Genomic DNA, 3,536 nt, shown 5'->3' on the forward strand with positions numbered 1-3,536 from the left:
CATCGGCACGGTCACCTACGTCAGCACGCCCAACAACCTGCTCAACGCCGGTCCCAAGGGCCTCGACTTCGCGGTCATCAAGCTGGACGAGTCGAGGGTCACCCCCACCGCCACCGTCGGCGGCGTGACCATCACCTCGATCGGCGCCCCGCCCCCCAACGGCACCCGCATGTGCAAGCAGGGCCACCGCACGGGCCTGACCTGCGGCATCAAGCTGGGTACCCACAACATGTGGTTCACCCACCTCATCTGGACCAACGGCGGCGACTCCGGCTCCCCCGTGGTCAGCGGCCAGACGCTGGTCGGCAACGCCTGGGGCGTCCAGCACAGTTCGGCGATCCTGGACATCATCGCCGAGATGAACGCCAACGGCGGCGTCGGCGCGGGCTTCCACCTGGCGAGCTGAGGGCGGTCCTAGGGCGGAAGTCCCACCCGGAGATCCGCACAGCGGCGGAGCCGGGGCCGGGACGGGGCTGAAAGGGTGGTGATCCTCCGATACCCACCGGAACCGCCCAGGGAGACCCCATGGAGCCCTCGCCGAACCGTGCCTCAACCGCCCCTGACGCCACTCCCGACACTACTCCCGACACGTCCGGAGCCTTACAACTGATGGAGGAGACCTTCGGTTTCCTCCACTCCGCCGCCCTGCGGACCGCTGCGCGGCTCCGGCTCGCCGACCACCTCGCCGACGGGCCGCGCACCCCCGCCGAACTCGCGTCCGCCACCGGCACCGACGGCACGGCACTGCGCCGGCTGCTGCGGCTCCTGGCCTCGCGCGGCGTCTTCCAGGAGGACGAGGCGGGCGCGTTCGGGCTGACCCCCGCCGCGTCCGCCCTGCGCACCGGCGTACCGGGATCACTGCACGCCGCGGTGCTGCTGCTCACCGACGACATGTTCCTGCGCCCCTCCGCCGACCTCGCCGAGACCGTCCGCACCGGGGAGTCCGCCTTCCCCAGGGTCTTCGGCACCCCCTTCTTCCAGCACCTCGAAGGCGACAGCGCGGCCCGCGAGGTCTTCGACGCCGGAATGGCGGCCTTCTCCGGCCCGCTCGACGACGCGGTCGCCGCCGCCTACCCGTTCCCGGACCGCGGCACGGTCGTGGACGTCGGCGGCGGCCGGGGCGGACTGCTCCGCTCCGTCCTGCTGCGCCACCCCGGCCTGTCGGGCGTCCTCTTCGACCGGGCACCGGCGCTGCGCGAACCCCTCCTCGACCAAGATGAGTTGACGGGACGCTGGCGGGCCGAGCCCGGCGACTTCTTCGAGGCCGTCCCGAAGGGCGACATCCACGTCCTCAAGCACGTCCTGCCCGACTGGAGCGACGCCGACTGCGTCCGCATCCTGCGCTCCTGCCGCCGGGCCCTCGCCCCCGGCGGCCGGGTCCTGATCGTCGACGCCGCCCCGCCGCCGGGCAACACCCCGCACCCGGGCAAGGACCTCGACATCCTGATGCTGACCGCCCTAGGCGGCAGCACCCGCACCCCCGCCGAACTCGCCTCCCTCTTCACCCAAGCCGGCCTCCACCACGTCCGCACCCTCCCCACCCCGGGCTTCGCCTCGATCGTGGAGGCGGAGGCGGCTGCGGACTGACCAGCGCCGGTGACGCCCCCGGGTCAGCCCTCCGAGGGCGCGATCCCCACCGGGCAGGAGACGCCCGTGCCTACGGGGGCGTAGCTGAGGGGGAGCGGGCAGCTACCGCGATGTGGCCAAGCCCGGTGGGGGCGCTCCGCTCGGCGCGCGTACCACGCCCTCGCAGAGGCGCTATCGGAAACTTTTCAGTAGTCGAACGTTTCGAAAGTAACGACAGCGCTGTCCTTGCCCTCCCAGCGGGCGTGCACGCTTACCACGTCGACTTGGGGGTGGCCCGGCGGACTGTCGATGCTGAGGTAGAGCCCGTCCTCCCATTCCGCTATGCCGTCAGGACCTGCCTTGTTCACTGGCCGACTGCGGTCGCCGGGAAGCGAGGCGAGCCAGGGGCGGGCATCAGCGCGCGGTATGCGGAAGGATCCCGACCAGGTGGCACCGAAAATGCCGCCGACCTCCGTGCACCGCTGATCACTCGCGTTTCCGGGAAGCTTCCAGCCGATACCCGCCATGGCCTTCGAGCACGCCACGGAGTGCTCCTTGCCGGTGTCGTCGATGGCTTGTTGAACACCGGCGACGACGTATGTCATCCCACCTAGCACGGCAATTACGGTGAGGGCGATGAACCACTTCACCCTTCGGCGCCTCTGGCGACGCAGGGACGGCGAGGTCATAAGAGCTTCCGACATCAGTAGATGATCTCAAAGCCACAAGCACGGACACTCCACCCCGTCAGGGCTACAGCGCGTCGAACGGGGGCACGATACGGACGATGATGATCAGCGCGTCGCGTGGTGCCACCAAGAAGTAGAACCAGCCGCCGATGGCGTCCATGCGGCGCAGACCGCCCGGTCGGGGGCCGTTGCCGACGTCACTGACATCGACGCCGCGCCAGTCCGGACTCACCGGGTGGAGAGGCCCGTGGCCGCGTGGGCTTCGTCCAGGCCGCCCGATCTCGGAGGCGGCCTGTCGAGCCTGGGTGGCGTCGCCCGACTCGGCGACGCCCTCCCACCGGCGCAGGTCCGCTGCCAGTTCGGGCTGGCGCTGGATGTGGACGTAGACGGCCCACTGGGCGGTGAACCGCTGGAGCGGCGCCGGATCGGAGCCCTGCCGGGACTGGTCGGCAGCCTGGTCCAATTCCCGGGTGAAGGCCGGTAGCGCGGCAGGGGCGATCTGACTGATGGCCTGTCGCAGCGCGGCAACCGTGGCCGGGGGCTCGGGGATGAGTGGTCGCCCAGCGGCGGAGGTGGTCATGGCTGCTCCCATGGGCGTGATTCTGATCGCCGTGGCTCAGCGTATCGGGCATGCCGTAAGGCGGGTTACTCGTTGGTCACTTCCGGGGCAGGCGCGATCCCCGTCGGGCAGGACCGTCCCCAGTTCGTCTCGAACGGGTCACCCAGCTTGACCCCCGTGCCGCCTATGCCGCAGTAGCCGTGCGGGTTCTTGGCGTCCGAGAGGTACTGCTGGTGGTAGGCCTCCGCGTAGTGGAAGGGGCCAGCCGGGAGGATTTCCGTGGTGATGTCGCCGTAGCCCGCCGCGCGGAGGACCGACTGGTACGCCTCGCGCGAGGCCTCGGCGGTGGACTGCTGCTCGGGGGAGTGGGTGTAGACCGCGGAGCGGTACTGGGTGCCGCGGTCGTTGCCCTGGCGGTTGCCCTGGGTGGGGTCGTGGGACTCCCAGAAGAGCTTGAGCAGGGACGCGTACGAGACGAGGGAGGGGTCGAAGACGACGCGGACCACCTCCGTGTGGCCCGTCAGACCGCTGCACACCTCCTCGTACGTCGGGTGCGGCGTGGTGCCGCCCTGGTAGCCGGCCAGGGTCGTCCAGACGCCCTCGGTCTGCCAGAACTTCCGTTCCGCGCCCCAGAAGCAGCCCAGGCCGAAGTCGGCGACGGCCAGGCCCTCGGGGTAGGGGGCGGCCAGCGGGGTGTCCAGGACGCTGTGGCGCTCCTGGAG

At 70.7% G+C, this 3,536-nt stretch carries 4 protein-coding genes and 2 pseudogenes; 2 read left to right on the top strand and 4 right to left on the bottom strand.

All coding sequences use genetic code 11. From position 1 onward, the window contains the following. Window positions 1-406, top strand: a pseudogene (locus K6I33_RS33220) (S1 family peptidase); the annotation flags it as partial. A gap of 203 nt (window positions 407-609) precedes the next feature. Beyond that, window positions 610-1,587: a methyltransferase gene (locus tag K6I33_RS33225; RefSeq protein WP_229358418.1), complete on the top strand. Its 978-nt coding sequence runs from the start codon at window positions 610-612 to the stop codon at window positions 1,585-1,587. Between the two features lie 185 nt (window positions 1,588-1,772). On the opposite strand, the gene K6I33_RS33230 is transcribed toward K6I33_RS33225, so the two are convergent. From K6I33_RS33230 to msrA, 4 genes and pseudogenes are all read right to left on the bottom strand, one after another. After that, window positions 1,773-2,216 carry a hypothetical protein gene (locus tag K6I33_RS33230; RefSeq protein ID WP_229358420.1) on the bottom strand — a complete coding sequence of 148 codons (444 nt, stop codon included), beginning with the start codon at window positions 2,214-2,216 and terminating at the stop codon, window positions 1,773-1,775. Between the two features lie 103 nt (window positions 2,217-2,319). Continuing rightward, window positions 2,320-2,487, bottom strand: a complete 168-nt coding sequence (locus K6I33_RS33235) for a hypothetical protein (RefSeq protein ID WP_229358422.1) — start codon at window positions 2,485-2,487, stop codon at window positions 2,320-2,322. Further along, window positions 2,484-2,835 (bottom strand): annotated as a pseudogene (locus K6I33_RS33240) (hypothetical protein). The gene K6I33_RS33235 and the pseudogene K6I33_RS33240 overlap by 4 nt, the downstream one beginning before the upstream one ends. A gap of 65 nt (window positions 2,836-2,900) precedes the next feature. Then, on the bottom strand, window positions 2,901-3,536 hold a 636-nt coding region (gene msrA / locus K6I33_RS33245; RefSeq protein ID WP_229358424.1), incomplete at its 5' end, for a peptide-methionine (S)-S-oxide reductase MsrA.

It is taken from the genome of Streptomyces sp. UNOB3_S3 (genome assembly GCF_020740895.1).
Taxonomy (GTDB): domain Bacteria; phylum Actinomycetota; class Actinomycetes; order Streptomycetales; family Streptomycetaceae; genus Streptomyces.

What these genes read in the sequence shown, in the direction of transcription:
- K6I33_RS33225 (WP_229358418.1), top strand. Translation starts at nt 610, where the DNA reads ATGGAGGAGACCTTCGGTTTCCTCCACTCCGCCGCCCTGCGGACCGCT.